This window comes from Altericista sp. CCNU0014, assembly GCF_044923475.1.
In the GTDB taxonomy this organism is placed as follows: Bacteria; Cyanobacteriota; Cyanobacteriia; order Thermosynechococcales; family Thermosynechococcaceae; genus JAAURS01.
Map to the genome: position 1 here is coordinate 4,931,055 of NZ_CP137338.1, position 22,412 is coordinate 4,953,466.

The 22,412-nt window shown below is 53.4% G+C and carries 21 protein-coding genes, 1 tRNA gene and 1 pseudogene; 14 read left to right on the top strand and 9 right to left on the bottom strand.

The features are described 5' to 3' along the window. Positions 1 to 62 precede the first annotated feature (62 nt). Entirely contained in the window at positions 63 to 1,046 is a 984-nt protein-coding gene (locus R6H26_RS23515; protein ID WP_404786020.1) for a hypothetical protein, read from the top strand. Positions 1,047 to 1,057: 11 nt separating this feature from the next. On the opposite strand, the gene R6H26_RS23520 is transcribed toward R6H26_RS23515, so the two are convergent. From R6H26_RS23520 to R6H26_RS23530, 3 genes are all read right to left on the bottom strand, one after another. Further along, a complete protein-coding gene (locus R6H26_RS23520; RefSeq protein ID WP_404786021.1) occupies positions 1,058 to 2,494 on the bottom strand; it encodes a toll/interleukin-1 receptor domain-containing protein in 1,437 nt (478 codons plus the stop codon). Positions 2,495 to 2,807: 313 nt separating this feature from the next. Further along, the gene (locus R6H26_RS23525) at positions 2,808 to 3,419 is read right to left on the bottom strand and encodes a fasciclin domain-containing protein (RefSeq protein WP_404786023.1); all 612 of its coding nucleotides are present in this window, start codon (positions 3,417 to 3,419) and stop codon (positions 2,808 to 2,810) included. Between the two features lie 230 nt (positions 3,420 to 3,649). Then, positions 3,650 to 3,732: transfer RNA gene (locus R6H26_RS23530), tRNA-Leu, on the bottom strand. Between the two features lie 61 nt (positions 3,733 to 3,793). Here R6H26_RS23530 and rsmA point away from each other — a divergent pair. The 6 genes from rsmA (at position 3,794) to R6H26_RS23560 (ending at position 9,188) form a co-directional block, all read left to right on the top strand. Next, positions 3,794 to 4,609, top strand: coding sequence for a 16S rRNA (adenine(1518)-N(6)/adenine(1519)-N(6))-dimethyltransferase RsmA (gene rsmA, locus R6H26_RS23535; protein ID WP_404786024.1), 816 nt, complete (start codon positions 3,794 to 3,796; stop codon positions 4,607 to 4,609). 13 nt (positions 4,610 to 4,622) lie between these two features. Beyond that, positions 4,623 to 5,564: a 4-(cytidine 5'-diphospho)-2-C-methyl-D-erythritol kinase gene (ispE, locus tag R6H26_RS23540; protein WP_404786025.1), complete on the top strand. Its 942-nt coding sequence runs from the start codon at positions 4,623 to 4,625 to the stop codon at positions 5,562 to 5,564. A 160-nt stretch (positions 5,565 to 5,724) separates the two neighbouring features. Then, entirely contained in the window at positions 5,725 to 6,603 is an 879-nt protein-coding gene (locus tag R6H26_RS23545) for a M48 family metalloprotease (RefSeq protein WP_404786027.1), read from the top strand. Between the two features lie 134 nt (positions 6,604 to 6,737). Further along, the gene (locus R6H26_RS23550) at positions 6,738 to 7,601 is read left to right on the top strand and encodes a Tab2/Atab2 family RNA-binding protein (protein ID WP_404786029.1); all 864 of its coding nucleotides are present in this window, start codon (positions 6,738 to 6,740) and stop codon (positions 7,599 to 7,601) included. Positions 7,602 to 7,610: 9 nt separating this feature from the next. Continuing rightward, entirely contained in the window at positions 7,611 to 8,918 is a 1,308-nt protein-coding gene (locus R6H26_RS23555; protein WP_404786031.1) for a TldD/PmbA family protein, read from the top strand. A 72-nt stretch (positions 8,919 to 8,990) separates the two neighbouring features. After that, positions 8,991 to 9,188, top strand: a complete 198-nt coding sequence (locus tag R6H26_RS23560) for a hypothetical protein (RefSeq protein WP_404786033.1) — start codon at positions 8,991 to 8,993, stop codon at positions 9,186 to 9,188. Positions 9,189 to 9,215: 27 nt separating this feature from the next. Here the strand turns inward: R6H26_RS23560 and R6H26_RS23565 are convergent, their stop codons facing one another. Genes R6H26_RS23565 through R6H26_RS23585 form a run of 5 tightly spaced genes read right to left on the bottom strand, consistent with a single transcriptional unit; the run spans position 9,216 to position 13,932 of the window. Next, a complete protein-coding gene (locus tag R6H26_RS23565) occupies positions 9,216 to 9,785 on the bottom strand; it encodes a hypothetical protein (RefSeq protein WP_404786034.1) in 570 nt (189 codons plus the stop codon). Next, positions 9,785 to 11,176 carry a DUF58 domain-containing protein gene (locus tag R6H26_RS23570; protein WP_404786036.1) on the bottom strand — a complete coding sequence of 464 codons (1,392 nt, stop codon included), beginning with the start codon at positions 11,174 to 11,176 and terminating at the stop codon, positions 9,785 to 9,787. Before R6H26_RS23570 ends, R6H26_RS23565 begins: the two co-directional genes overlap by 1 nt. Then, complete coding sequence (locus tag R6H26_RS23575) at positions 11,173 to 12,114, bottom strand: AAA family ATPase (protein WP_404786037.1); 942 nt, start codon at positions 12,112 to 12,114, stop codon at positions 11,173 to 11,175. Before R6H26_RS23575 ends, R6H26_RS23570 begins: the two co-directional genes overlap by 4 nt. Further along, on the bottom strand, positions 12,111 to 13,268 hold the full coding sequence (locus R6H26_RS23580; protein ID WP_404786039.1) for a DUF4350 domain-containing protein: 1,158 nt from the start codon (positions 13,266 to 13,268) through the stop codon (positions 12,111 to 12,113). The genes R6H26_RS23575 and R6H26_RS23580 overlap by 4 nt, the downstream gene beginning before the upstream one ends. A 34-nt stretch (positions 13,269 to 13,302) precedes the next feature. Continuing rightward, a complete protein-coding gene (locus tag R6H26_RS23585; protein ID WP_404786040.1) occupies positions 13,303 to 13,932 on the bottom strand; it encodes a DUF4129 domain-containing protein in 630 nt (209 codons plus the stop codon). Between the two features lie 110 nt (positions 13,933 to 14,042). Here R6H26_RS23585 and panD point away from each other — a divergent pair, with 110 nt between their 5' ends. Then, positions 14,043 to 14,444, top strand: coding sequence for an aspartate 1-decarboxylase (panD, locus tag R6H26_RS23590; RefSeq protein ID WP_404786042.1), 402 nt, complete (start codon positions 14,043 to 14,045; stop codon positions 14,442 to 14,444). On the opposite strand, the gene R6H26_RS23595 is transcribed toward panD, so the two are convergent. Continuing rightward, positions 14,396 to 14,860, bottom strand: a complete 465-nt coding sequence (locus R6H26_RS23595; RefSeq protein WP_404786044.1) for a dual specificity protein phosphatase family protein — start codon at positions 14,858 to 14,860, stop codon at positions 14,396 to 14,398. The two genes, panD and R6H26_RS23595, sit on opposite strands and share 49 nt — an antisense overlap. Positions 14,861 to 15,108: 248 nt before the next feature. Here R6H26_RS23595 and R6H26_RS23600 point away from each other — a divergent pair, with 248 nt between their 5' ends. The 6 genes and pseudogenes from R6H26_RS23600 to R6H26_RS23625 all read left to right on the top strand — a co-directional run. Next, on the top strand, positions 15,109 to 17,382 hold the full coding sequence (locus R6H26_RS23600) for a GumC family protein (protein ID WP_404786045.1): 2,274 nt from the start codon (positions 15,109 to 15,111) through the stop codon (positions 17,380 to 17,382). Between the two features lie 72 nt (positions 17,383 to 17,454). Further along, positions 17,455 to 18,084 carry an adenylyl-sulfate kinase gene (cysC, locus tag R6H26_RS23605; protein ID WP_404786047.1) on the top strand — a complete coding sequence of 210 codons (630 nt, stop codon included), beginning with the start codon at positions 17,455 to 17,457 and terminating at the stop codon, positions 18,082 to 18,084. Between the two features lie 78 nt (positions 18,085 to 18,162). Beyond that, positions 18,163 to 19,224, top strand: coding sequence for a dTDP-glucose 4,6-dehydratase (gene rfbB, locus R6H26_RS23610; RefSeq protein ID WP_404786049.1), 1,062 nt, complete (start codon positions 18,163 to 18,165; stop codon positions 19,222 to 19,224). Positions 19,225 to 19,373: 149 nt separating this feature from the next. Then, entirely contained in the window at positions 19,374 to 20,255 is an 882-nt protein-coding gene (gene rfbA / locus R6H26_RS23615; RefSeq protein ID WP_404786051.1) for a glucose-1-phosphate thymidylyltransferase RfbA, read from the top strand. 144 nt (positions 20,256 to 20,399) lie between these two features. After that, complete coding sequence (gene metK / locus R6H26_RS23620; RefSeq protein ID WP_404786053.1) at positions 20,400 to 21,554, top strand: methionine adenosyltransferase; 1,155 nt, start codon at positions 20,400 to 20,402, stop codon at positions 21,552 to 21,554. Positions 21,555 to 21,571: 17 nt separating this feature from the next. Further along, a pseudogene (locus tag R6H26_RS23625) lies at positions 21,572 to 22,264 on the top strand (adenosylhomocysteinase); the annotation flags it as partial. Positions 22,265 to 22,412 lie beyond the last annotated feature (148 nt).

A 22,412-nucleotide genomic window follows, 5' to 3' on the forward strand; every position in this document is an offset into this window, starting at 1 on the left:
ATGCGCTGGTTTAGCTATGGGCGTATCCTATTAACGTGAAATGGCGTTCAAACGAGGCACTTATGGCACCGGATCTCAGAATGAAGTACGGGATTGTTCTATTGATGCTGGCGGGATGGGGGGCGATCGGCTCGGGGGCAAAAGCGCTTCCGGGTACCCAGCAAAATAGACCTCTTCCTCGCTTCTCGCATCTGGCACAAGCTACAGAGATACAGAATCAGGGTTCCGTGCTCGCATTTGAGGCCAAAACCTCGACAGACGAGCTGAAGCAGCTCCAAGTGCAGCTCAAGCAAACCGTCGTCGCGCTGCCTGTCGAGAATACGACGCTCGCATCCGATAACCTGGGCGCTGTAGTCCTGACTGGGGGGAATGGCGATCGCCAACGGATGGACGCCTACACTTGGACGGTTGCGCCCAATTCCAAGCTATACCTGGGTCGCAGCGGCTATAAGTCTTTTTTAGCGCGATATCAGTACAGAAAAGACCGCCAATCTCCCCAATACACCCTCGATATTTCTTGCCAGACGGTAGGGCTCAAAACGCAAGATAAAGCGGCCTGCTCTATGTTTGGAAATGGCCCGCTCTTGAAAGGCGAGGTGAAAGCTACCGGACGCTTGACCTTAGAAGAGGCTCCTGCCCCGGAGGAAACCGCCTCTGAACCGCTCGCGCCGCAGACCGTCAAGAGTCAGACCAGTGCGGCTGCCAGCCCAATACCGTCCTATCCGGGGCAAGGCGCTTTGGTGATGTACCCGTCCACGGCAAAGGCCAAGGAAGAACGATATGGCCTCACGCGCGTTACGGTCAGTACGGTAAAAAACGTTTCTCGTTTGACCCTCGTAGCTAACGAACCCAAGGCTAAAACGGTAGTTTTTCAGGGACAGCTCGAAGCGACCAAAAGCGGTCAGATCTTATCGATTACGGCAGTAGACGGGGTTCCAGGACAAGGCAAAATTTTTGTGGGCAACAACGGACTCCTGCGCACCACAGCACCTATTTTCGTGGGCGCTGAAGATCGAGAAATGACCGTTTACTTTCGCCCCAATTGAAGCCTAGGCGCTCAATAGCCTTGACGCGGTAAGGGCAAAGGAGAGCGGTCGATCTCTGCTGCCGAAATCGGGCGGCGATCTTTGAGCTGGCTCAACGCGCCCACTTGAATCACCCAGGCTTTGGACTCGGCCAGCGCCCTAAAGGGTTGAATGGCCTTGAGCTGCACGCCCGCGCGCTGAAGGACGTAGGCAACCAGCTTGACATCCGCTTCGCGGACATTTTTGCCGTAGTAGATGATGTTGATCGGGACATCTGTCACCGTTGGCGTTTGGAGCTTCAGGTTAAAGCCCAGTTTGGTTAAAGCCTGCTGGATCGACTGCGGATCGATGTCTTTGGGGTAGTATTCGATGGTGACTGGGGACGGTCGCAGGAGGATGGGGAATGGCGAACTGGAGGGGGTGGGAGCGGCACCGGGCCATAAATTTTCCGTTTCGCCAGGGTCGCTTGGAGAAGACTGAGGAATGTTGCTTTCTTCGCCTTTGAGTCTTGCAACCGTTTTGCGGTAGTACCGATCTGCTGCGCCAACTTGAGCCACCTGAGCGGTAAGGTCGGTCTGGGAACCGTCCAAGAGCAGTTGAATGCGCTCGTCCGTGAAGCCCGACTGTTTTAAGAAAGCAATCAACGCGTCGTTGCTATCGCTCAGCTCTCGCGCTCTTGCGTCTAAATCTCTAATTTGCGTTTGCAGGACTTGCGTTTGCTGCTTCAATCGAACGACCTCTTGCCAGGCGTGTCTGACGATCGCAAACGTGGATATTGCCGTGACCGTCAGGGTGACGGCGCTCAAGGCAATGATTCGTCGGGCTTTGCGTCCCGCTGCGGCGAGGCGGCGATCTGCGGTCTCGACTTCGCGACTTTTGGCCAGATACAAACGCTGAATTTGGGTCGCAGGCGGATCTTTGCCGGGCGATGCCGCCAACCATTGTTCGGCATTGGCGAGGTCTTGCCCCCGCAAAAGGAACCCGTCATCGCGACCGCGCTCCCACTCGATCGCTCGACCGAGGAGGCGGGTATGCATCTGGACGTGGGACTGTTCGGTGTCGATCGCGCTCAGCAGCTTTTGAAAAGCTGTGTCAAAGTCATCGCTTTCCCGGAAAAAGATCCAGTTAATTTCTGCCAGGGCAGGATGAATTCCTTCGGTGTCGCGGACCAACACTGGAATGATGCGCTTGTTGAGCTTGAGGGCATATTCAATTTCCACCCGGCATTCTTGAGACAGCACGGAGTCCGGGCTGATCGCGCAAATGACGACATCGGCGGCAATAATGCCCCGATGAATGGCTTCTCTCCAGAGTTCGCCCTCTTGAATATCTTCCCAGTCGATCCAGGGGTCGCGGTTGACCTGTCGAAACGCCCGATCCAGTTTTTGGACAAAACTTTTATCGCGGCGCGAGTAGGAGATAAAGATTTCGTTTGGCCTTGGATGCAAGGTGGTTTCGGCGTCGGACATCTGGACGTTCCCCTCAATGCTGCCGCTTTTAGCTCATTAAAGTTCGTCTCGCGCAATCTAGGATTAACTGTACAGATACCCGCTGCTGCAATCAAATAAATTCCACATCCAACCCCGATGAAATCGGAAAATCAAACGTCACACCATTGGCCTTAAATAACTGCGGCGTTAGAGGCAGACGGTTTTGTCGAAATCGCGAGACACATTCTCTGATATGTACGAACGAAAAAGGTTGACGTCGTAACGTCAACCTTTTTTTCAATCTTGAGAGGGACGGGTTAAAGCATCAGACGAGCGACCCGCATAGAAGCCATTACAGATTGGGAGGCAAAATCACCGTATCGATAACGTGAATCACGCCATTGCTAGCAGCCACATCCGCTTTGACCACCTTTGCGGTATTGACCGTTACGTTCCCGCCGCTAGTCTGAAGATTGACCGTGCTGCCCTCAACGGTCTTTACCGGACCTGGTTTAATTGCTGTGGAGAGAACCTTTCCAGGCACTACATGGTAAGTCAGAACTTTTCGCAGCTTTGCCTTATTCTCCGGTTTTAGCAATGTTTCCACGGTACCCTTTGGCAACTTGTCAAATGCCGCATTAGTAGGCGCAAACACGGTAAAAGGGCCGCGACTCGATAGCGTAGTTGTCAACTCAGCCGCCTTGATAGCAGCCACGAGCGTGGAAAAGTCGCTTATGCCAGACGCAACGTCCACAACCGTACCCGTCTTAGCTGGCGTTTTTTGGGTGGGAACTTTCCTCATCATCCCTGGCGACTTCATCATCCCTGGAGATTGCATTGTGCCTGAACCCTGAGTCATTTTGACTGGCGTTGTAGCTCGAGCTGCAACATTCGCCAAAAGCCCCAAGGCAAAAGCTAGACCTAAAGTAGCGGGCAAGAAACGCTGAGTAGTTTTGGAGATCATAGATTTTTACGTCGTAAGTGAGGGGACTCAACCAAATGTCGCTTTTTTTAGTTATTTTGTTCCCTGGTTCTGCTGTTATTTAGATTTTTCGCTCTGCAACAGGTCCATCCTGTAGAAGTATTGAGATAGTAATCGATAAAATCGATCCAGAACAGATGCATTATTGCAATATCGCAATGCATCAAAAAACGACCCTTTGGTTGAGGCAAAGAGCCGTTTTTTAGCTTAGATGGGGGCGAAGGGACTTGAACCCATACGACCTTGCGGTCAACGGATTTTAAGTCCGTAGCGTCTACCATTCCGCCACGCCCCCAGGCGCTTACCTAAGATATCATACGAGATTGACGCACTAAAACCATCCCTAGGACTTCCATGTGGCTCACCCTCGCAAACAGTTTGGTCAGCATTGGCTCCGCAGCGAGAAGGCATTGCACTCCATCGTAAAGGCAGCAGATTTACAAGAGGGCGATCGCGTTTTAGAAATTGGCCCCGGCACGGGCGCGCTGACTGAATTTTTGTTGCAAACCCCGGCCTCGGTCACTGCGATAGAGATCGACCGAGACCTTTGCCCGAAGCTGGTCGCGAGATTTGGCAAGAACGAGCGGTTTTTACTGCTACAAGGCGACATTTTAGAGATGGATCTGGGTGCATTTCTCCCACCAGCGTCCTATCCCAATAAAGTAGTCGCCAACATTCCCTACAACATCACGGGACCCATTTTGGATCGCGTATTGGGGACGATCGCGCAGCCGACAAACCCACCCTTTAACAGCCTAGTGCTGCTGGTGCAAAAGGAAGTCGCACAGCGGATTACCGCTAAACCGGGTTCTAGAATCTACGGCGCGCTGTCGGTCCACTGCCAATACTTAGCAGAGTGCGACTGGATTTGCGATGTAGTGGCTAAGTCCTTTTTTCCGCCACCAAAGGTGGATTCTGCCGTCGTGCGGCTGCGGCCCCGCCCGTACCCCGACCCTGCAGAGCAGCCTCAATGGTTTTCGACGCTGGTGCGGTTGGGGTTTCAAAGCCGTCGCAAAATGTTACGCAATAATTTCAAATCTATTGTGGAGCCAGACCGCTTAACCGTCATACTTGAGGAAATCGACGTCAATCCCCAAGCCCGTGCCGAAGAATTGGGCGTGGCAGACTGGGTGGCGTTGAGCCGCCGTCTGACACCTGCTGCCGCATCCTAGTTGCTGAAGTTTTATGCGCTCCTATCACCTGATCGCTCCAGCCAAAATTAATTTACTGCTCGAGATCGTCGGAGATCGTCCCGATGGATTTCACGAGCTGGTGATGGTGATGCAGAGCGTAGACTTGGCTGACGAACTGGAACTGAAGCCTTTAGGGGGCGATCGCATTTCCCTCCACTGCACCCATCCCCAGGTCCCCCTCGATGAGAGCAATCTCGCCTATCGCGCCGCAAAGCTGATGCAGGATTGTTTTCCAGGGCGCGGTGGCGTAGATATTACCATCCAAAAAAAGATTCCCATTGGAGCCGGGTTGGCGGGCGGTTCGGCGGACGGAGCGGCGGTCTTGGTAGGCCTAGACCTCATGTGGAACCTAGGGCTGACACAAGACGAACTTTGCGCGCTGGCGGCCAAGTTAGGCTCCGATATGCCGTTCTGCATCTCTGGCGGCACGGCGCTGGCGCTCGGACGCGGCGAAGAACTGTCGCCCCTTCCCGATCTCGACCGACTTTATGCGGTCTTAGCCAAATATCAAAGCCTCTCCGTCTCTACCCCCTGGGCTTACCAAACCTATCGGCACGAGTTTGGCGCGACCTACGCCAACACGCCCGCCGCCCAGCAAGAACGGCGACGCACCGGACCGTCTGTGGGCTTATTGGGGGCGATCGCCCATCGCGACCCGGCGTCCATCGGGCGATCGCTTCACAACGACCTCGAAAAAGTGGTACTCGGGCACCATCCCCAAGTTGGATTGCTGAGAGAAAAGCTGGCGATTCAATCGCCCCTCGGCGCGATGATGTCAGGCTCTGGGCCGACGGTCTTTGCCCTGGCTGCAACCCGAGAAGAGGCGCAACGCATCGCAACCCAGATCCAAATCGAGCTACCGGACCCCGATTTAGAAGTATGGGTGACAAAATTTATTGGTCGCGGCATTCACTTGGCCGAATCCGAACCCTAATCGCGGAGGAGTTGTCCGATCGAGTCGAGAATCCCGAACCGATCGGTGCGTATTACTGACTGCTGAGCCGACAACTACACTATATACAATAGACCTAAAGAACGCGTCAGCTTCAGCGACGTCAATCCACTAATACGCTGCTAAAAATGCAGAACCGACCATGAATCAGATCAAAACCGTTGCGCTTTTAGGTCTCTTGAGCGGTCTTTTGATTGCTGTAAGCACGCTCTTGTTTGGCAGCTCCTATGGCTCCCTAATTGGCTTGGGTCTGGCCGCCGCGATGAACCTCGGCTCCTGGTTTTTCTCAGACAAGATTGCTTTGGCAGCCTACGGCGCTCAGCCAATTTCCCCGGAGTCTCTCCCCTCCATCTATCGAATCGTGCAACGCTTGACCCAACGTGCGAATCTACCCATGCCGGGGATCTATCTGATTCCCAGCGATAGCATGAATGCATTTGCCACGGGACGAGATCCTTCCCACGCGGCTGTTGCGGTCACGGAAGGCATCGTACGCTTCCTGCCCGAAGATGAACTGGAAGGGGTGATCGCCCACGAGCTGAGCCACATTGCCAATCGCGATACCTTGACTCAGGCCGTTGCAGCGACGGTGGGCGGGGCGATCGCCTACCTCGGCCAAATGGCGAGCTACAGCATGTTCTTCTTTGGCGGCAGCCGAGATGGCGATCGAGGCCCGAATCCCATCGGCTTGCTGGTCACTATTTTTGTCGCACCCTTAGCCGCCACGGTAATTCAACTGGGCATTTCGCGCACCCGCGAGTTTGCTGCCGATGCCGGAGCGGCTCGTCTGACTGGAAATCCCAGAGCTTTAGCAAAAGCGCTCCAGCGTTTGGAGTCATCGGCAACGCAACGGCCCCTAGAGGGAAGTCCTGCCTTTGCACCGCTGCTCATTGTGAACCCATTGCCTCGAAACTTAATGCGAAGCCTATTTTCTACCCATCCGGCCACAGAAGACCGCATCAAGCGTCTCTTGGCCCTTGAATCGCAAGTGAGCGGCGCATCCTCTCGTTTTGCCCGTTAGTCGTTCGTCCGAGAATTTATTTTGCATCCCAGCAACAGAGAAGCAACCCAGACCAGTATGCTGGAAGGAGCGATCGCGGGCGGCAATGCCCCGATCCGCAAGACAAGGTTTGTGAGAATTCGATCTAGGGTTGCATGACAGAAGTTTGGGAAATCGATTTCTATTCTCGACCCATCTTGGACGAGCGGGGAAAGAAACTGTGGGAGGTCTTAATCTGCAATGCAGAACGCACCTTCGAGTTTGCTCGGTACTGCGCTGGCTCGGAAGCAAACGCGCGCTGGCTTCAGAATGCTCTAGAAGAGGCGATCGCCGCTTGGCACACCCAGTTTGAAGTGAGCGACGCGACCCGCCCCGAAAAAATCCGCTTTTTCCGACGCCCCATGACCGCCATTATCATGCGGGCCTGCGAAGGGGCTGGTATTCCGGCGCAGCAAAGCCGTCGGACCTACGCCATGGTGCAGTGGTTGCAGGAGCGATCGCAGTCTGTCTACCCAGAACATCCGGGGTATCAGCCCAACATGGCCCCGCCGCCCAAATTCGAGCCAGCTCCGGCCCTCCCCCTCCCCGACGCGCTGGTGGGAGATGGCTGGTCCTTTGTCTCGCTCAAATTTGGCGACCTCGCCGAAATGAACGAATGGGACATCACCTTCCGCGACGGCATTCCCCTCGAACTGCTGGCACTCGACCCCGACACGGCAGTCCCCGGTCTGGTCATCTTCTCGCGGCGGGCCATCCCCCTAGCAGGCTGGATGTCTGGATTAGAAGTCGCTTCGCTGTTCTACGAAGCAAAGCCAGCCCCCCGCCTCCTGCTCGAAACAGGCTTGAACGATCGTTGGGTGGTTGCCCCCCTTGGTAAAGCCGACTTGCAAAAAGAAGCAACTGACTTCGAACGGGCGAAGCAGTCGGCACAGCAGGTTCATTTCTTAGCCGTCCAGTCAGGCCCAAAGGAAGAATCGTTTGCGGGATTTTGGCTCTTGCAGACCCTCGACTTAGACTAGGGACGAGCCATGACGCAATCCGATGGTTCATCATTTGCAGAGCAACTGATTGATACTGCTTTACAAGCCGGTGCGGAAGCGGCAGAAGTGTTTGCAGTGCATTCTATCAATCGGCCTGTTTTATTTGAAGCCAATGTCCTCAAGCAGATTGAAACTCGAGATTCGGCAGGCACCTCGCTGCGGCTTTGGGTAGAAGGCCGTCCCGGACTGGCCGTCACCTATGGGAAGATGGAACCGATACGGTTGGTAGAGACGGCGATCGCCCTCAGTCAGCTCAACGAACCGGAACAAATTGAGTTAACAGCCATACCGCCCGAAATAGTCAGCGGGCAGTACGGCGAACCCGTGGAAGTTCGACAGCTCATTCACTGGGGAGAAAAAGCCCTGTCCGGCCTGCTCGCCACAGACCCCAAAAAAGACCTTCAGTGCGTACTAGAGCTAGACACCGAAACCTCCACCACCGCAATGCTGAATTCTAAGGGGTTAGCCTGTCGCTATACCAGCCACATGAATTCAGTTTACGGATCTGCCGAATGGGTGAGAGGCGAAGATTTTTTGTGCGTCGAAGCCGAGCAAACCCGACATACCACCCTAGATATTGCTGAATTTGTAGAAAGCATTGCGGCGCGCTTGCGATGGGCTAAATCTCGCAGCACGCCTCCCATCGGTAGAATGCCCATTTTGTTTGCCGGAAAAGCTGCCGACCTTCTCTGGACCACAGTCGAAGCCGCTCTCAGCAGCAAGCGAGTGATTGAAAATGCCTCGCCCTGGAGCGATCGCCTGTGCGAACCCGTCGTTTCCCCGTTGCTGACGCTACTGCAAGACCCCCACATTGGGCCGTTTGGATGCCCCTTTGACGACGAAGGCATCTCGACCCGGCGCGTCGAATTTATTCGAGAAGGCGAACTACAGCTTTTTTATACGGATCGCACGACGGGGCGACAGTTGGGGTGCGGCAGTACCGGGAATGGGTTTCGGCCTGGATTGGAGCGCTATCCCAGCCCTGGCCTATTTAACCTGATGGTTCTACCGGGAGACGACAGTTTTGAGGCCCTCGTGGCAGAGATCCAGGACGGCCTGATCGTGGATCAGTTTTTAGGAGATTCCGGCAGCATCTCTGGCGACTTTGCCATCAGCGTCGATCTCGGCTACCGGGTCAAAAAGGGCAAAATTGTGGGCCGGGTCAAGGATACGTTGGTATCGGGGAACGTTTACGATGCCCTCAATCAAGTCATCGCGCTCGGCAACGACGCCGCTTGGCACGGATCGTGCTACACCCCTTCAATTTTGGTGGATGGCCTATCGGTGACGGCTTAAGTCTCTATCCTTCAACTAAGATCGGGGGGTAGAGACTCAGAACACCCCATCGATTTTTGCCGGAGAAGACCTGTGGAGAAACAAACCGTTAACTGTATCGAAGCATGCGCAAACGGCTGCATTTTAGGCGACGACTGTCCCCATCGCGAACATTTAGCGGCAGCTTCAAAATTTATTCAAAACACATCTATAGATGAGATATTAGCGATCGCCGAAGAAAGTATCCGCAAAAAATTCACCCAAGCCCCAGACCGCTATCTCCCAGAGTGACCCAACCGATCGGACCCGCAAGGGATGCTAGCCCGCCTGACTCAGCCACCATAGCCCCAGTAGAATCGCACCGCTGAGTCCCAGGGCGACGCCCAAAAATCCGCTGCTTTCCTTCGGATCGATCGGTTCGAAGGGTTCGGTCGTGATGGACTTTGGTTCGGTCGGTTTGGGCGTGGCAGGCTGACCCAATTGTCCGGCGGCACTGTACCGACCCGTAGCCGCAGGCTGATTCAAGTCGGGAATTTGGGTGAGCCACTCGGGACGCGTTTGAAGTTTAGGCGCTTCTAAAATGTAGAGCAGTCGCTTACTTTGCTGGCGGGTTTCGAGATTGGCGTGGCTGGAGAGCTGACGGCACAAGGTCAGGGCGTCTTCCCCCTGTCCCGCTGCATCGTAGGCCGTCACCAACCAGAGTTGAATCGCGCCACCCAAGACAGACTGCTTGGGAATCAGCGCCAGCGCCCGATCGAACCAATCGATGGACTCTCGGTAAAGCCCTCGCTCGAAGGCCATTTGCCCGGTGCTGTAAGCCTCCATCGCCTCCGCTTCGGTATTGCGATTGGAAGATTCGCCAGCATTTGCAGGAACATTGGAACTCACTACAGCCGACCTCGTGCCTTTACGCGCAGGTATTGATTGACGAGTTGTTCGCTTACCTGTGGGGCAGGTACGTCTAACACTAACGTACCTTGCTGGCGGAGCTTTGCAAAGGCAACGCCGCGCTGGTGGAGGAGGTCGAGGGCGACGGATTGAGTGTAGAGGGTTTGAACGGTTTTGAGTTCGACGGAGCGGTTTTGCTCTAGAGGAGGCTGCGCTTGAGCGTCCACCTCTGGATCTCGAAGGGCGACGCAGAGGGGCAAAAATCGAGGACTTAAGCGTCCCATCGCCACCAGTAAATCTTGGGAGGCAATTTCATCCACAATATCCGTGAGCATCACCACCAGCGCCCGTCGGTGGTACTGATTCAAGACTTGAGCCGTAACCCCAACATAATCGGATTCAGTGCGCGCTGGCTCGATGGCGTTCAAGCGTTCCAAAATATGGGACAGGTGCCCCAGTCCCGGCAGCGGCGCAATCCAAGTGTGAATGGTTTTGTCGAACACCACCACGCCCACGCGATCGCCGCGTCTCAGTCCCGCCATGGCCAAAGAGAGCGCCGCATTAATCGCCCAGTCAAATCGGCTCAACCCAGCCACTTGGGCCGTCATGAGCCGCCCGCGATCTAGCAAAATCAGCAGCGGTTGCTCCCGCTCCGGCTCTAGCAATCGCACGATCGGCCGTTGGCGGCGGGCCGTGGCCTTCCAGTCCATCAACCGGATATCGTCCCCCACGGCATACTCGCGCAGCTCGGAAAACTCCGTGCCGCCGACTTTATGCCGTCGCTGGAGGTTGCCGCTGCTTTCCAGACTCAGCCGAATCGACAGCATTCGCAACCCAATTAAGTCAGGGTAAACGTCCGCAGTCGTCTCTAAGGGAGCCTGCCAAATCCGCCAGCTTAACCCCAAAGGGCCGCGCAGCCTAAAACTAACCAGATTCCACCGAAAAGTTCCCCGGCGAGGCGGAAAGACGGTGTACGTCAGTTCCGTCTCGAGCTGGGGCGTTAACGCCACCGAAAGCAGATCCGCATCGACGCTAAAGGCAGACGGCGTTCCATCCCGGAGCTGAAGCACTGTAGATGCCACACCAGGAGGCGATCCGGTCGCGCTTAACGCTAAATGAATGCTATTGTTGCGCCCGATAGAGAGTTTCTCTTCGCAGCGTCGCTCTAAGGCAATTTGCCACTGCTTCGCTTGACGGTAATCCCATAGAGCGATCGCCAAAACCACCGCATCGTAAATCCCCAAAAGGCCCCAAAGCCAACCCATGGAAAGATAAGGGGCTTGACCTAAACCCATCGGAATCAACAAGCCTAACCCGAGGATGAGATAAAGGCGTCCGCTGGGGACAAAGCGATCGCGGCGGGGGCGCTCCGGCGCTGGCGTAGCAATCATCGGGGGACCGGAATGCGGCTGAGCAAATTCCGTATCACCCGATCGACAGAAATACCGTCCAACTGAGCCTCCGGCTTCAGAATAAAGCGATGGCGCAACAGCGGCAGGGCAATTCCCTTAATATCGTCCGGGGTGACAAAGGTGCGATCGTCCAACCAAGCCTTCGCTTGCGCGGCCCGCAGCCAACCCACCGCCGCACGCGGCGAAGCACCCAACAACAGCTCTGGCTGGCTGCGGCTTCCCGTCACGAGATTCAACAAGTAATCGAGAATAGAATCTTCAACGTGAATGCTTCGAACTTCCTGGCGCGCCGCCAAAATCCGATCGCCGTCCAAGATAGGCCGCCCCGTCCACTGCGATAGATTGTGAGGCTCAAATCCGCCCAAGATGTTCGCCAGCATTTGCTTTTCTGCTGCCGCGTTGGGGTAATCCACCACCATCTTGAACAAAAACCGATCCAACTGGGCCTCTGGAAGGGGGTAAGTGCCTTCAAACTCCAAAGGGTTTTGAGTGGCGATCGTCCAAAATAAAGGCGACAGCGGCAGGGTTTCGCCATCTAGGGTCACTTGCCGTTCTTCCATGGCTTCCAGGAGGGCAGCTTGCGTTTTGGGCGGCGTTCGATTGATTTCATCCGCCAGCAAAATCTGGGTAAAAATCGGCCCTTTGCGCAGGATGAATTGCTGACTGGCAAGGTCGAAAATACTAGTGCCCAATACATCCGCTGGCAGCACGTCCGGGGTAAGCTGCACGCGACGAAACTCTCCCTGGATCAGAGTAGAGAAGAGTTTGACCAACAGGGTCTTAGCGGTACCGGGAACCCCTTCTAAAATAACGTGCCCCTCGGCCAAGAGCGCCACCAAAAGCGCCTCGACAACGGAACTCTGGCCTAAAATAACGGTACCGATCTCGGTACGGAGCTGTTGAAAGGCGTTCTTCAAGATAGTCCTCGCAAAATCGTGTCGGCTTGCTGAACCCAAACTAAGAGTTCGCTGTCCTTGAGCCGCGTTTCAGCACCAGATCGTTCAGCATTGGACTGCTTTAATAACTCTAGTAGCTCTGATGCAGGCCGTCCAGTCGCGGTCGCCCATTCTGCGGCGATCGCCCTATCTCCCTCCACCGAAGGAACGGCTCGGAGCAGACCCAAACGGGACCTCAGGCGATCGCGCAGGGACTGGCCCAGGAGCGTTAAGACGTACTCTGTATGCCCGTGGGTGTTTAAGGTATCGGCCAGTGCCTGAATGTATTGCTCGCTGCTGTTGCGGGGAGGCGGCGCGACTTTCAAGAGCGCTCCAAACCGCTGATTTTGACCCCACAGCAAGAGCAACAGCAGCAACAGCCCCTGGCCTGCCATCACCGCAATCGGGCGACGGGTAAGGTAACCCCATAAATCCCGATCTTTTACCTTGGCAACCGCTGGTGTTGGGACTAAATCCCGATACCCGTGGATCCATTCATCTACCCAAATCGTTCCCTTGCGCTGCGCGGCCAAATCGGCCAACACCTGAAAGTTCGCTCCTTTGTTGGCATAGATCCCAGAACCGAGCCAGGGATAAACGCTCCTCATTACCCGTCCCTGTTCGAGGGCATCCACCCCAACTGCCGCTCCAAACCCATCTTTTAGCAGCACGGTATCGAATTTTTTAGCACGGCGCCCGTAACGACGCGTGGTTTCAATCTGTACGGCACCCTTTGGCGTCGGCAACTCCGAGCGAAAAGGCGCGCCCGATACATTGCCGCTCCAGCTCAGCACAATCAGAGTGTTGCCCTGCTTCACCCATTTCAAAATCTCGGGAGATTCGAGGTTGGGGTTTTGAAAAACCTCTACATCCGCCACCTGAACCAACGTCTGTCCCTCGCCCTCAAGCCGACTGTAACTTTGTCGCCAGCGCCGAACGGGGTAATTTCGAGCCTCCATAAACTCGTACCATTGGGCGTATCCGCTCAAAGAGCGGTCGTAACTGGAACCCTTTGGATAAGACGGGGGAGCCGCCATTGTTACGATGACCGAAAGGCAGAGCAACGCAACCAACGCCCACCCCCAAAAGGGCACTCTCGATAGCCAACGGGAAGCGTTTGGAGCGGATTCAGCCATAGATGCTTTGCAAGGTGAAATTTAGATTCGTCCCTTAACGGGTCTCAAGGTACGGCGCAAGGCTGTCATAGGCCGCTCGACACCGCTCGAACTGGCTCTGCTGGAGCACCGTTCGACCAAAGCAAAGAGATTCGTGGGTTCTAAACAGCGTAACCCAAGCATCGCGCAGGTGCAGCGGTTTTTCAGCCAAGCTCCAAAGCCGATCGAGTCCCAGGATGTACTCGCGATCCGTCCGGGCAGAATCCTGTCGCAGAACGCCAGATTCGTGAAGCTGCACCAGCAATGCCCGGTAGAGCGCCTCAAAGGCGCGATGGTAATCTTGACGGCTCTGGGCCTCCTGGGCGATCGCCAGCCAATCCAACCGCGATCGCGCGGGTTCTGATGCTTCAGCCTGGCCGACACGGGCAATTCTGTTTCTCCATAGGACCAACCATTGCCCAATTTGTCGGACCAGCAAAAAAATGACTGCGACCAGTAAGATCGACCCCAGAATCCGGATCGTCCAAAGCAGAATCGGCAGCAGCCAACCCCACTGGGAAGAACCATCACTGGACGAGCTAGGCTTAAGCCACTGAGACAGTTGCCACTGCAATCCTTCCCAACCCTGACGCAAACGGGTTTGGGCAGTCCAACGCAACATGTCGATCGGATCGGCAGCTTTCAAAATCGAAAATGAGCCTTGAGGGTAGGCAGCGCTCCAGTGTCCAGTCTACCCCAGACCTCCTCCCTACCCGAATTCCGCCGTAAAATCCGTGGCGAGATATGATGGCTTTTATGCAGCGAACCCTTCTTCAGGCAAAACTTCATAACTGCACGCTCACGGGTGCCAATTTGGACTACGTGGGCAGCATCAGCATCGACCAGCATTTACTCGAAACCGCAGGCATTTTGACCTACGAGCAGGTCCAAGTCGTCAACCTCAACAACGGGGAACGCCTCATCACCTATGCCATTCCCGCACCTGCCCACTCCGGCACGATCGAACTCAATGGCGCGGCGGCCCGCTTGGGCGCAAAGGGCGATCGCGTCATCATTATGACCTACGCTCAATATGCCCCCGCCGAATTGCACCAGTACCGACCCACCGTTGTTTTAGTAGACGCACAAAACCGCATCGCCGAAGTCCGCTATTCCGTCAGCGATGAGGTCAAGAATCTTTGCATGACCTCAATTTGATTGGGGTCTGGCGAGGCATAACTGTGCTGGGATTTGACCAGGGCGATCGCATCCTCGAGCGGCAAACCTTGCTGGTGAGACACGTACAGACAGCACACCGAAGCCGATCGTCCCACCCCTGCCAGACAGTGCACGTAAACCACATGTCCCTTACGATACCAGCGCTGCAGGATCTGGAGCGCCTGAGCAAACTGTTCCTCCGTGGGAATGCCTCCCTTAAATCCATCGGGAATCGGCACCTGCTCCCACAGAAAACTGTGAGCGATTCCATCGGGAACCAATCGCTCGCGGTCTTCCGTCAAACTGAGGACGGCTGTTATGCCCTCTCGACGCAGCTTCGAAACCGAAGTTGTTGCGTTGGGGAAAGAGCCAACCGCTAGTTTTTGGGGCAAAATCCAAGAAAATCGTTCAGGCATAAGTTATGGTGGCGTGAAGGGTAGTGGTCGGGGAGGTAAAAGATTTGTTGTTAAAGCTTGACGAAAAAGGTAGAGTATTGTTGCTGTTTTCCTCAGAAACGCGATCGCTCAAACTGAGAGCTTTAAAAGAATACGCTTACACAGACCGCTAATTTAGTGTATGTTTCCTCAATATGTTACTGTTTAGCATCTTGTAGCAGTCCTTACGTCTATCGTGTCAGTCCTGTGCCTATCAGTCTTAATACAGCATGGAATATACAGAAGAGTATATTGACCTAAAGCAATACTGGCTAATTTTACGTCGTCGTTGGGTACCAGCGCTGATTGTAATGGGCGGCGTTACAACACTTACTGCACTCATTACGTTTTTACAAAAGCCAGTCTATGAAGCTGAAGGCAAAGTGCTGCTCAAGAAAGACAGCGGCATCACCTCGGCATTAGAGAGCAGCAATCTCGGCAGTCTTGGAGAATTGGCCGGTATTGGCGACAAAAGTAACCCCATTAGCACCGAATCGGAAATTATTAAGTCTAGGCCAGTGGTGCAAGCGGTCATTCAAACCCTGCGCTTGCAGGACGACGATGGCAAGGTTCTAAAGCTCAAAGATTTTTTAAAAAAGCTCACGGTATCCAACGCTAAAGAGACCGATATCATCAGCGTTGCCTACAAAAGCACCGATCCAAAAGAAGCTACAGCAGTTGTCAATCAGCTCATAGATGTTTATCGCGCCAATAACATCCAACGCATGCGCGTTCAGGCCACAACTGCCCGCAAATTCATCGAAACTCAGATTCCCGGAGCCGAGCAAGAAGTGCGGCGTTATGAGAGTGCCGTGCGTCAGTTCAAGGAACGCAGCAAGGTGGTGTCTTTGCAAGAAGAGGCCAAAGTTGCAGTAGAAGGTATTGGCGAGCTGCAAAAACGGCTCACGGAAGCTGAAGGTTTGTTAGCCAGCGCAGAAAATCGCTCCCGAGCCCTGCAAAGACAGGTGGGCTTGCCGCCCAAACAGGCGTTAGACGTCAACGCCCTCAGTCAGTCGCCTACCGTACAGAAAGCATTGGCGGAACTCAAAGACGTTCAACGCGCCTTAGCGACGACGAAAACCGAACTCCAGCCCGATCACCCCAGAGTGCTAGATCTTGAAGAAAGGCAAGCAGCACTTCAAGGGTTTCTGCAATCTCAGGTAGGCCAAGTTGTAGGAGCCTCTCTCGCCACAACGCCTGGGCTACCCACGCTACAAGCCAGCGAGACACAGCAGGGTCTAACAGATTCTTACGTCAAAACTGAGGTAGAGCGCCTAGGCATCCAAAACCAAGTCGACACATTGCGACAAGCTCAGGGTGTGTATCGAGAGCGGATGACGCTGCTGCCCCGTCTCGAACAGCGCCAAAGCGAGCTCCAGCGAAAACTGGGCGTTGCAAAGGCAACCTTTGAAGGTTTAATGAAAAGTCTTCAGCAGTTCAAGATTTCAGAAAATCAAAATGTAGGAAACGTTTTGCCCATTGAGGCAGCTGTAATTCCAGACAAGCCAGTATCGCCCAAGATTTTGCTAAACCTGGCAATCGGAACCGTCATGGGTCTGCTACTCGGGATAGGAACTGCTCTGCTGCTAGAAGCGCTTGACAACACGGTGAAGACAGTCAAGGAGGCAGAAGCACTCTTTGATATGACCGTTTTAGGCAAAATTCCGCTGCTTGAGGGAGAAGAAAAGATCAATCGCAAGAGCCTAGAGCGAGCTAGACCGAGATTGCCCGTTCGCGACAATCCAAGATCTGTCGTCAGCGAAGCCTATCGGATGCTTCAAGCTAACCTAAAATTCTTGAGTTCCGATAGCCCGCCCCGCGTCATGGTGATGACCAGTTCTGTACCACAAGAAGGTAAATCGACAACGACGGCAAATTTAGCTTTAGCTTTAGCTGAAATGGGTCACCGCGTTTTAGTCGTAGATGCCGATCTGCGGAGGCCCTCGCAACACCAGATTTGGGAGCTACCCAACTCGGTTGGCTTGACCAACATTTTGGTGGAGCCAGGCAAGTGGTTTAGCGTCGTTCGCTCGGAAAACGAGCAGCTCGATATCATTACCGCTGGCGTGGTTCCGCCCAACCCCGTACGGCTGATCGACTCTCACCGCATGATCAGTCTCATTAAAGAATGGCGCGATGTCTATGATTTCGTGTTGATCGATACGCCGCCCTTAGCAGTGGCTTCCGACGCGTTGATCTTGGCTCAAATGACTGACGGCATTCTCATGGTGGCGCGTCCAGGAGTACTGACGTCACCCTCTGCAGAATCATCAACGGAAGCTTTAGCGAAAATCAGCAACCAAGATAACGAGAAACGAGCCAATCTGCTCGGTTTGGTACTCAATGGCGTGATTCCAGAGAACGAACCGGACAGCTACTACTTTTACGCTAAAAACTACTATGCTGCTGCCGAGGTGGAATTCGATCCCTCAACTCGCAATGGCAAACCTCCAGCGCTAGATAAGCCCGTTGAATCGCCTCGCGTCTCTTCACCAAAGTCTTAGATCGAACGCTAGCCAGAACGGGTAACGAAAGAAGTTTCTTTGCATTGGATTATCAATTTAGGGTGGAACGGTATGCAGTCTACAAATGTTGTTTGGCATCATGCAACGGTGTCTCGCGAAGAGCGCGAGGTTCTGAATAGTCACAAAAGTGCAATTTTGTGGTTTACGGGACTGTCAGGCGCTGGCAAGTCTACCCTTTCCCATGCCGTTGAATCCCGATTGCATGAGATGAAGTGCCATACGTTTGTCATTGACGGGGATAACGTGCGCCACGGTCTCTGCGGGGATTTGGGCTTTGCAGCGGCAGACCGGACTGAAAATATCCGGCGCGTGGGAGAGGTAGCCAAGCTCTTTGTAGAAGCTGGCGTCATAACGCTGACGGCTTTTATTTCTCCTTTTCGCTCCGATCGCGATCGCGTGCGACAGATGGTGGGGGCCAACGAGTTTTTTGAGATTTACTGCAAAGCCGATCTGGCGGTTTGCGAACAGCGGGATGTGAAGGGGATGTACCGCAAAGCACGCTCTGGCGAAATAGCTGAATTTACGGGCATTTCTTCCCCCTACGAAGCACCTGAGGCACCAGAGTTAGTTGTGGAAACCGGAAGCAAACCATTGGAAGCCTGCGTTGAGGAGGTCATCGATCTGCTGATGCGCCAAGGTATCATCAAGCTAGACCTTACCAAAAGCGTTTCAATCGCTTGACAAGTGGTGTAACAACGATAAAACTTAAGCATATCTTTAGATTTAATGCCAAACAAGCGACAGACCGATCTCTAATCTATGAAAACTGTTTTGGTGACGGGTGGGGCTGGCTTTATTGGGGGTAATTTCGTCCTTCAAAAGCGCCGAGAGTCGGATATTAAGATCGTCAATTTGGATAAGTTAACCTATGCGGGGAATTTGGCAACGCTCGAGGCGTTAGACTCCGACCCTTTGCATATTTTTGTAGAAGGGGATATTGGCGATCGCCCCCTTGTCAGCGACCTCCTCAATCGGTATCAACCGGACGCAATCTTCAATTTCGCGGCAGAAACCCACGTCGATCGCTCGATCGATGGGCCGGGTGCCTTTGTCCAGACCAATGTTGTAGGGACATTCAATCTTTTAGAAGAGTCTAGGGCTTATTGGAAGGATTTATCGGAAGAGACACGAAGTAGCTTTCGTTTCCTACATGTATCTACCGATGAAGTGTTTGGCTCCCTGAAACCTGAGGACCCTGCGTTTTCTGAGACCACGCCCTATGCCCCTAACAGCCCTTATTCTGCCTCTAAAGCTAGCTCCGACCATCTCGTGAGGGCTTATTTCCATACCTATGGACTACCGACGCTGATTACCAATTGCTCCAACAACTATGGGCCGTATCAGTTTCCTGAAAAGCTAATCCCGCTGATGATTTTGAATGCATTGGAGGGTAAACCGCTCCCCGTTTATGGGGATGGGCAGAATATTAGAGATTGGTTGTATGTGGAGGACCACTGTCGGGCGATCGCTTTAGTGGCGGAGAAAGGAAGACCGGGCGAGACCTACAATGTCGGCGGAGCGGCAGAGCGAACCAATCTTTGGTTGGTGAAGCAGCTCTGCCAGATTTTAGACGAGCTGGTTCCAAATTCTGCCCATACCCCGCACATCAATCTGGTTCAATACGTGACGGATCGGCCTGGGCACGATCGCCGTTACGCGATCGACTTTAGCAAGCTCGAACGAGAGCTAGGTTGGTCGCCGCAAGAAAATATTAAGTCGGGGTTGCGGAAGACGGTGCAGTGGTATCTGGATAACCCAGATTGGTGTGAAGCAGTAACGTCTCAAAACTACGAGCGGGAGAGACTAGGGCTAACGGCCTAGCTGAGGCGCTGAGCTAACATGAGGTGACCTTCATAATAAGCAATGAGGCTGAGATAGTTCTTTGGGCGTGACATCAAAGTAAACGAGCGATCGAGAATTAAGTTTCCCAACCCTGGGAAAATGGGTGAAATTTTTATGGTGAGTGGTGAATGAAGGGAATTATTCTTGCAGGTGGATCGGGGACTCGGCTGTATCCGGTGACGCGGGTGATTTCGAAGCAGCTGATGCCTGTCTACGACAAGCCGATGATCTACTACCCGCTTTCAACGCTAATGTTGGCGGGGATTCGCGAGATTTTGATTATCTCGACACCACAGGATTTGCCGTTGTTTTGCCGTCTACTGGGAGATGGGAGCCAGTTAGGGATAAAGCTTGTATATGAAGAGCAACCCCGACCAGAGGGTTTGGCGCAGGCATTTATTATTGGTCGCGAGTTTATTGGGGATGATACCGTTGCGCTAATTTTGGGCGACAACATTTTTTATGGGGAGTCTTTGAGCGAGAAGCTCCAGGATGCCAGCCAGCTAAAAACCGGCGGCATGGTGTTTGGGTATCAGGTGAATGACCCAGAACGCTATGGGGTGATGGAATTTGATGCCCAAGGTAGAGTAACCTCCATTGAGGAAAAGCCTCAGCAGCCGAAGTCTAATTACGCGGTAACAGGGCTATATTTCTACGATAACCAGGTGGTTGAGATTGCTAGCCAGCTAAAGCCGTCGCAACGAGGGGAGTTAGAAATTACGGATGTGAATAAGGCATATCTGAAGCAAGGGCAGCTTAAGGTTGGGGCTTTGGGACGTGGCGTAGCGTGGTTGGATACGGGAACCCATGAGAGCTTGTTGCAAGCATCGGCTTTTGTGGAAACGATCGAGCAACGTCAAGGACTAAAAATTGCCTGTATTGAAGAGGTTGCCTATCGAATGAAATATATTTCTGGAGATCAGGTAGAGTACCTCAGTAAGGATTTACTAAAAAATGAGTATGGTCGGTATTTAGTGAAAGTGGTCCAAAATCAAGACTATCTACTATAGATATTTTAAGTCTATGTATATTAGAGTCATTTCAAACAGGTTCATGCTTCTAGTTGCATTCCTTCAATAGCAACCCTTGTTGTGTCATCATTCCCTAAGAGTTTCGAGATCGTCCTTGTATTTAACGTATTTAAACCGTTCATCATGAGTACATATAGCATCTTTACTTCAGAATCTGTTTCGGAAGGTCATCCCGATAAGGTGGCAGACCAGATTTCCGATGCAATTCTAGACGCAATGTTGAAAGACGATCCCCATTCTCGTGTTGCTGTCGAAACGATGGTCAAAACGGGCATGGCCGTGGTGGCTGGAGAGGTTCGCACCAGCACTTATGTAGATCTTGAAGAGATTGTCCGCCAGGTTATCTTAGGCATCGGCTATAACAGTTCCGAGATTGGTTTTGATGGGGCTTCCTGTGCGGTCTTAAACGCTATCGGCAAACAGTCTGCAGATATTGCGATGGGTGTAGATGAAGCTGAAAACAAAGATCTGGGTGCAGGCGATCAAGGGTTGATGTTTGGCTATGCCACGAATGAAACCGATGTTTTAATGCCAGCCCCAATTTATTACTCTCACCGTTTGGTCGAACGCCAGGCCCATCTGCGAAAGACTGGTGTTCTGCCTTGGCTGCGACCCGATGCCAAGAGTCAAGTCACGCTTCGATACGTCGATCGCAAACCTATGGCGATTGATGCTGTCGTCATCTCGACGCAGCACGATCCTGATATTAGCTTGAGCGATATCCGCGAAGCAGTGATGGAAGAGATTGTGAAGCCGATTCTTCCGAACGAATGGCTCCACGCTGGGACTCAGTACCACATCAATCCCACAGGCCAGTTTATTATTGGTGGGCCAGTGGGGGATTGTGGCGTAACGGGGCGGAAAATCATTGTTGATACTTACGGCGGTATGGCTCGTCACGGCGGCGGAGCGTTCTCCGGCAAAGATCCTTCCAAGGTAGATCGCTCCGCTGCCTATGCTGGGCGCTACGTGGCTAAAAACATTGTTGCTGCTGGCCTTGCTGAGCTGTGTGAAATTCAAATTTCCTATGCGATCGGCGTGGCCGAACCCACCTCGATTTCTGTCAATACGTTTGGGACGGGGAAAATTGCAGATGAGGCCATCGAAGCATTAGTTCGCGAACATTTCGATCTTCGTCCCCGAGGATTGATTGAGATGCTAGATCTTCGCAGACCCATCTACCAACAAACGGCTGCCTACGGTCACTTTGGCCGCGAGCTGCCTAATTTTACGTGGGAAAAGACCGATAAGGCTGCTGCGCTCAACGCTGCTCTATAAAACAACTTAAGGAATCTATGCCGACACAAGTTTTAACCCAAGACTATAAAGTTGCCGATATCAGCTTGGCAGAGTGGGGTCGCAAAGAAATTGCGATCGCCGAAAGCGAAATGCCTGCGCTCATGAAAATCCGTGCGAAATATCGCGCCGAGAAGCCGTTGCTGGGGGCCAAAATCATCGGCTGCATCCACATGACCATTCAGACCGCCGTCCTGATCGAAACCCTCCAAGAACTCGGTGCAGACGTGCGCTGGTCCTCCTGCAACATTTTCTCCACCCAAGATCACGCCGCCGCTGCCATTGCCGCAGCAGGTACCCCCGTCTACGCCTGGAAAGGCGAGACCGAAGAAGAATACATGTGGTGTATCGAGCAAACCTGCCGCACCCCCGAAGGCAAACTGTGGGATGCCAACATGATTCTGGATGACGGCGGCGACCTGACCGGGTACATCCACGAAACCTACCCCCAAATGCTTTCCACCATCCACGGCGTCACCGAAGAAACCACCACAGGGGTTCATCGTCTCCTCGAAATGCTGGAAAAAGGCGACCTTAAAATTCCCGCCGTCAACGTCAACGACGCCGTCACCAAAGCCAAAAACGATAACAAATATGGATACCGTCACACAGCCTCAACTACGCTATCAAAGGGGTACCGACCATCTCATGGCCGACAGGAAGCCTTCGTGATTGGTTATGGTGATGTTGGCGTGGCTAGATACGAGGACTCATGAGATTGAAGGAATCAGTTTTTGTTGTAGAGACGATTGAGCAGCGGCAAGGGCTGAAAATTGCCTGTATTGAGTGAGAAGGTGGCTTACTGAATGAACGATATTTCAGCACAGCAGATGATGCATT

What these genes read in the sequence shown, in the direction of transcription:
- R6H26_RS23515 (WP_404786020.1), top strand. Translation starts at nt 63, where the DNA reads ATGGCACCGGATCTCAGAATGAAGTACGGGATTGTTCTATTGATGCTG.
- R6H26_RS23520 (WP_404786021.1), bottom strand. Translation starts at nt 2,494, where the DNA reads ATGTCCGACGCCGAAACCACCTTGCATCCAAGGCCAAACGAAATCTTT.
- R6H26_RS23525 (WP_404786023.1), bottom strand. Translation starts at nt 3,419, where the DNA reads ATGATCTCCAAAACTACTCAGCGTTTCTTGCCCGCTACTTTAGGTCTA.
- ispE (WP_404786025.1), top strand. Translation starts at nt 4,623, where the DNA reads ATGCGCTCCTATCACCTGATCGCTCCAGCCAAAATTAATTTACTGCTC.
- R6H26_RS23545 (WP_404786027.1), top strand. Translation starts at nt 5,725, where the DNA reads ATGAATCAGATCAAAACCGTTGCGCTTTTAGGTCTCTTGAGCGGTCTT.
- R6H26_RS23550 (WP_404786029.1), top strand. Translation starts at nt 6,738, where the DNA reads ATGACAGAAGTTTGGGAAATCGATTTCTATTCTCGACCCATCTTGGAC.
- R6H26_RS23555 (WP_404786031.1), top strand. Translation starts at nt 7,611, where the DNA reads ATGACGCAATCCGATGGTTCATCATTTGCAGAGCAACTGATTGATACT.
- R6H26_RS23570 (WP_404786036.1), bottom strand. Translation starts at nt 11,176, where the DNA reads ATGATTGCTACGCCAGCGCCGGAGCGCCCCCGCCGCGATCGCTTTGTC.
- R6H26_RS23580 (WP_404786039.1), bottom strand. Translation starts at nt 13,268, where the DNA reads ATGGCTGAATCCGCTCCAAACGCTTCCCGTTGGCTATCGAGAGTGCCC.
- panD (WP_404786042.1), top strand. Translation starts at nt 14,043, where the DNA reads ATGCAGCGAACCCTTCTTCAGGCAAAACTTCATAACTGCACGCTCACG.
- R6H26_RS23595 (WP_404786044.1), bottom strand. Translation starts at nt 14,860, where the DNA reads ATGCCTGAACGATTTTCTTGGATTTTGCCCCAAAAACTAGCGGTTGGC.
- R6H26_RS23600 (WP_404786045.1), top strand. Translation starts at nt 15,109, where the DNA reads ATGGAATATACAGAAGAGTATATTGACCTAAAGCAATACTGGCTAATT.
- cysC (WP_404786047.1), top strand. Translation starts at nt 17,455, where the DNA reads ATGCAGTCTACAAATGTTGTTTGGCATCATGCAACGGTGTCTCGCGAA.
- rfbB (WP_404786049.1), top strand. Translation starts at nt 18,163, where the DNA reads ATGAAAACTGTTTTGGTGACGGGTGGGGCTGGCTTTATTGGGGGTAAT.
- rfbA (WP_404786051.1), top strand. Translation starts at nt 19,374, where the DNA reads ATGAAGGGAATTATTCTTGCAGGTGGATCGGGGACTCGGCTGTATCCG.
- metK (WP_404786053.1), top strand. Translation starts at nt 20,400, where the DNA reads ATGAGTACATATAGCATCTTTACTTCAGAATCTGTTTCGGAAGGTCAT.